Genomic DNA, 4,815 nt, shown 5'->3' with positions numbered 1-4,815 from the left:
AAGACGGCGTGGATCAACGACCCGGCCAAGCGCAGGGAACCCGCACCACAAACCTCATAGCGTCACGACCGTCTCACTGGACTTGAAATCTTCCGGCCGCCCCGCCGGCGGGGCGGCCGCCTGACACCGCGCTCGGCATCCGATGGCCGAGGCCGCCTGATGGCCGACGCGCCTGATGGCCGACGCGCCGAGTTGCTCGGCCTCGCACCGGGCTCGTCCCACCCGGGGATCGTCCGGGTGGGCCTGCTCTCGGGCCGCGCTGACGAACACTCCGGAGCTGCCAGTGACGAGCAACACCGCACGGCACGATCACCTGCCTGGGCGGCATCCTGGTCTGCCACCTCTGACCGGGGACCGGCCCGCTCCACCGGTTGCGAGACCACCCGCGCCGACGGTGGCTTGCCACCGACGCGGCCGCGCCGAAGCGCGCCCGCCCGTCGGCCGTGGCGGCAGTGTTCGTCAGGACGGGCTGGTGGCCAGCAGTGCGGTGGTGGTCACCTTGTTGTCGCACTCGGCGAAGAGGCCGTCGTCCAGGGCTACTTGGTGTGCCCCGGCGCCCGGCAGGCCCAGGACGAGGGTGGGGTAGGCGACCGGGGTGGCGCCGGAGACGCAGTAGCCGTCGGCCTCGCCCTGGACCTGGACGAAGGTGAGCTTCACCCAGGCCTTTCCGCCCGGGGCCACTCGGACCGGGGCGGTCGGGCCGGTGTGCGTCACGGTGAGTGGGGCGTTGCGGTCCGGGGAGCCGTTGGCGGCTCCGGCGACCGTCGGAAAGCCCTGCAGCGTGCACGGGCGGGCGGAGGTGTTGGTGAACGAGACGATCGCCGCTCCCACGCCGGTGCCCTCGGGGCGCTGCTTCGCCTGGTGGGCGTCCGCCTTCAGATCGCCGATCGCGCAAGCCGGCGCCGCTGCACCGGCAGACGCCGCTCCACTGGACGACGCGCCTCCCGTGGCCGGTCCCGTGGCCGGCGCCGCCGACGGTGTGCTGCCCTTGGTGGGGGCCGGGGACGCGGGGCTCGGCACGGTCGAGGCGCTGGCCGCCACCGACGGTGCCCCGGCGGTCGAAGGCTCGTCGCTCCCGGGCCCGCACGCCGTGATCAGCAGGGTGGCGGTGGCGGCTGAGACCACCGCGACCGCGGCTCTGCGGGCCTTCTGTCTGTCCCGCATGTCCTGTCTGTGCTGCATGTCCTGCATGGCGTCCCCCGAGGGATGGAGTGGTGCCGACCCAGCGCAGGCACCTGCCCGGTACACACCGCCGCCCCGGCGCCGGTTCCCCGAGCGGTCAGGTGTGACAGGACGGTGACGAGACCCGGAAGGCCTCCGGACAACGGCGGCGACCGGGCAGGTCGCGGCCCAGGTCGCGGCCCATGTCCGTTCAGCAGGGCGTCTCAGGAGGGCGTCTCAGGAGGGCGTCCCGCCCTTGCAGAACTCGGCCTCCAGCTCGGCGGTGAACACGCCGATCGGCCACTTCAGGTCGCCGTAGGCCCAGTCGCCGTTCACTTCGGTGGAGAGCATGTGGCGGCCGTCGCGGGTGCCGAAGGTGTAGGACCAGGAGCCGTTGATCGCGCCGCCCATGCCCCAGACGTCACCGCAGGAGAGGGTGACCTGGCCGATGCCCAGGCCGTAGTGGGAGTCCGGGACCCACCCGTTGTTCGGGTCCTCCATGGTGAACATCTCGTTCATCTGGGCGGGCGGCAGTACCCGGCCCTGCATCAGGGCGCGGAAGAAGGTGTTGAGGTCGCCGAGGGTGGAGATCAGGTCGCCCGATCCGTAGCCCCAGGAGGGGTTGAGGTCGGTGACGTCGTAGATGCCGTAGGTCGGGGTGTCGGGCTTGTCGGAGTCTGCCAGTCGGGAGTAGAAGCGGCTGTGCGGGCCGTGGATGCCGGTGTCGTCCCCGGTCGGCTCGTAGGTGCTCTTCAGGTGCAGCGGCTTGGTGATCCGCTCGGCCAGTTCCTGGGCCAGGCTGTGCCCGGTGGCCCGTTCCACGATCAGGCCGGCCAGCACGTAGTTGGTGTCGGAGTACGTCCAGCCGGTGCCGGGTGCGAAGAGCGGCTTGTCGGTGAGGGCGAGCTGGACCAGCTGGAGCGGCGTGAAGCTGTCGAACCGGTGCTGCAGGAAGGCCGTTCCGGAGAAGTCCTTGCTGACCTGATCCGACATGGCGAAGTTGGCTATCCCGCTGGTGTGGTTGAGCAGCTGACGGATGGTGATCTTCGCTCCGTCGTAGCCGTTGCCGTCCACCACCCCGGGCAACCACTGCTCGACGGTGTCGTCCACGCTGAGCCGGTGCTCGGCCTCCAGTTGGAGGACCCGGGCGGCGACGAAGGTCTTGGTGGTGCTGCCGATCCGGAACCGGTCCTGCGGGCCGAGTTTGCGACCGGTGGTCAGGTCGGCTGCGCCGGCCTGACCGAACCAGGTCGAGCCGCCGTCCTGGACCTCGGCCATCGCCCCCGGCAGGCCGCCCTCGGAGATCGCCTGGTCGAGCGCGCTCTGGACGCCCTGGTGGCCGCGCTGGTGGCTGCTCCGGTCGTGGTCCGCAGCGAACCCCGCCGGGGTGGCGGCCAGCAGGGCCGCGGTGAGTACGGAGGTGAGTACGGCGGTGCGGGCGGCGGCGCGGGCGGTGGTCTTCATGGTGGGTCCCCCGGTGATCGGTTGCTGCTTTCGTCGTCGGTGAGGACAGTACGGTTATATTTGACGTTCCATCAACACCCAAGCAGCCTGAGGGTAGTAACGTCGCAGCTGGCAGGGGGTAAATCGTCGCAATGAGCCTGCCGGCTAATGCAATCGACGTTGCAACGAGTGCACTCCGCCCGCATGCTCGCTCGCAAACACCCGCAAGGACCCGCAAGGACCCGCAAGGACCCGCAAGAGAGGAGCCGCCCGTGCCCGGCGCCAGGCTGACTCAGGAAGACCGCCGCACGATCGCCGCCGGGCTCGTCGCCGGGCTCGACTACGCCGAGATCGCCCGCCAACTCGCCCGCCCCACCTCCACGGTGGCCCGGGAGATCGCCCGCAACGGCGGTCCCTCCGGCTACCGCGCGGCCGGCGCCCACCGCGCCACCGTCCAGCGCTCCCGTCGCCGCCAGTCGAGCCCCGCCCGGCTCCCCGGCGACGCCGCGACGGCCGCCGACGTCCACGACTCCGCCGTGGACGGACGCGACGCCGCCGCCATCACCGAGTTCACCGGACAGTTCGCCGACCTGCTGGTGCACCTCGGCCTGCCGCCCATGGCGGCCCGCGTGCTCAGCTGCCTCTACGTCACCGACACCGGCCGCCTGAGCGCCGCCGAACTGGTGCAGCGGCTCGGCGTGAGCGCGGCCTCGGTCTCCAAGGCCGTCGCCTACCTGGAGAGCCAGGAACTGATCCGCCGCGAACGCGACGAGCACAGCCGCCGCGAACGCTACGTGATCGACGACGACGTCTGGTACCGCTCGATGCTCGCCAGCGCCCGACGCAACGCCACGCTGGCCCAGTTCACCCGCAACGGCGCCGGCCTGCTCGGCGCGGCCTCCCCCGCCGGGGCGCGGCTCACCACGGCGGCGGTCTTCCTGGAGCACATCGGCATCGACCTCGTCCGCTCGGTGGAGCAGCGGTTCGCCGAGGGCGAGTTGCTCCCGTAGCTCCTCGGCTTCTCAGCTCCTCCGCTCCTCAGCTCCTCCGCCGTGCCGGGCAAGGCCGCCGACTTCCTCCGCGCAACCGAGCCGGACGACGCCGAGTCCGCGCAATCACCTCGGCCTGTCACAGGATCGCAGGATCAACCAGACCGCCTCACCCCGCGACCGACAGGACGATCTTCCCCGTGGTGCGCCCCTGCTCGCCCAGGCGGTGGGCCTCGGCGGCCTCCTCCAGCGGGAACACCGCGTCGGCGATCACCCGCAGGCGGCCGTCCTCGACCAGGCGGGTCAGCTCGCGCAGGCCCTGGTGGTCGGGCTCGACGAGCATGAACGCCGCCCGGACGTCGGCCGCCTCGGCCTCGGCGTGGGGGAAGGTCTCGTCCGGCGGGATGATCGAGACGAGGGTGCCGCCCGGGCGCAGGGTGCGCAGGGAGCGCGGCAGGTTGGCGCCGCCGATGGTGTCCAGCACGACGTCCATGTCGCGGACTGCCTCGGCGAAGTCCTCGGTGCGGTAGTCGACGACCTCGTCCGCGCCGAGCTCGCGCAGCAGCCCGTGCTTGGCGGCGCTCGCGGTGCCGGTCACGTGGGCGCCGCGGGCCTTGGCGATCTGGACGGCCAGGTGGCCGACCCCGCCGGCCGCGGCGTGGACCAGCACGCGCTGTCCGGGCCGCACGTCGGCGGTGTCCACCAGGGCCTGCCAGGCGGTCAGCCCGGCCAGCGGAAGGGCGCCCGACTCGAGGTGGGTCAGGCTCCGGGGGCGGGGCGCGAAGTGCCGGGCGGGTGCGGTGACGTACTCGGCGTAGGCGCCGGCCGGGTACGGGAAGCGCGGCATCCCGTACACCTCGTCGCCGGGCCGGAAGACCGTCACGCCGGCGCCGACGGCCTCGACCACACCGGAGACGTCGAACCCGAGGACGAACGGCGGTGTGGCGCCGGTGGCGAACTCGCCGCGGGCGCGGGTCTTCCAGTCGGCCGGATTGACCCCGGCCGCGTACACCCGGACCAGGACCTCGCCCCGTACGGGCTCCGGGCGCCGCGTCTCGACGACCTTGAGGACGTCGGGCGCCCCGGCGGTGTCCTGGGAGACGGCACGCATGGTGATGGGCATGAAGGTCCTACCTTTCAAGGGTGGGTTCGCACTGGTCACTCGTAAGATCGGTCGGCCCAGGGGCTCTGGGTATGGCTGTCATGGAGGAGCCGATCGGAT

At 72.0% G+C, this 4,815-nt stretch carries 4 protein-coding genes; 1 reads left to right on the top strand and 3 read right to left on the bottom strand.

Annotated elements, in window-relative coordinates; all coding sequences use genetic code 11:
• Positions 1-459 precede the first annotated feature (459 nt).
• Together ACIBEC_RS47565 and ACIBEC_RS47560 are read right to left on the bottom strand one after the other, a co-directional pair.
• On the bottom strand, positions 460-1,164 hold the full coding sequence (locus ACIBEC_RS47565) for a DUF4232 domain-containing protein (RefSeq protein WP_360510220.1): 705 nt from the start codon (positions 1,162-1,164) through the stop codon (positions 460-462).
• A gap of 234 nt (positions 1,165-1,398) precedes the next feature.
• Entirely contained in the window at positions 1,399-2,625 is a 1,227-nt protein-coding gene (locus ACIBEC_RS47560) for a serine hydrolase domain-containing protein (protein ID WP_360510218.1), read from the bottom strand.
• Between the two features lie 251 nt (positions 2,626-2,876).
• Between ACIBEC_RS47560 and ACIBEC_RS47555 the strand changes: the two genes are divergently transcribed.
• Positions 2,877-3,614 carry a MarR family transcriptional regulator gene (locus tag ACIBEC_RS47555; RefSeq protein ID WP_360510216.1) on the top strand — a complete coding sequence of 246 codons (738 nt, stop codon included), beginning with the start codon at positions 2,877-2,879 and terminating at the stop codon, positions 3,612-3,614.
• 148 nt (positions 3,615-3,762) lie between these two features.
• Here the strand turns inward: ACIBEC_RS47555 and ACIBEC_RS47550 are convergent, their stop codons facing one another.
• On the bottom strand, positions 3,763-4,716 hold the full coding sequence (locus tag ACIBEC_RS47550) for an NADP-dependent oxidoreductase (RefSeq protein WP_360510214.1): 954 nt from the start codon (positions 4,714-4,716) through the stop codon (positions 3,763-3,765).
• Positions 4,717-4,815 lie beyond the last annotated feature (99 nt).

Origin of the sequence: Kitasatospora sp. NPDC051164 (assembly GCF_044455625.1) — a bacterium.
Taxonomy (GTDB): domain Bacteria; phylum Actinomycetota; class Actinomycetes; order Streptomycetales; family Streptomycetaceae; genus Kitasatospora.
This window is presented reverse-complemented; position numbering and strand designations above follow the sequence as displayed.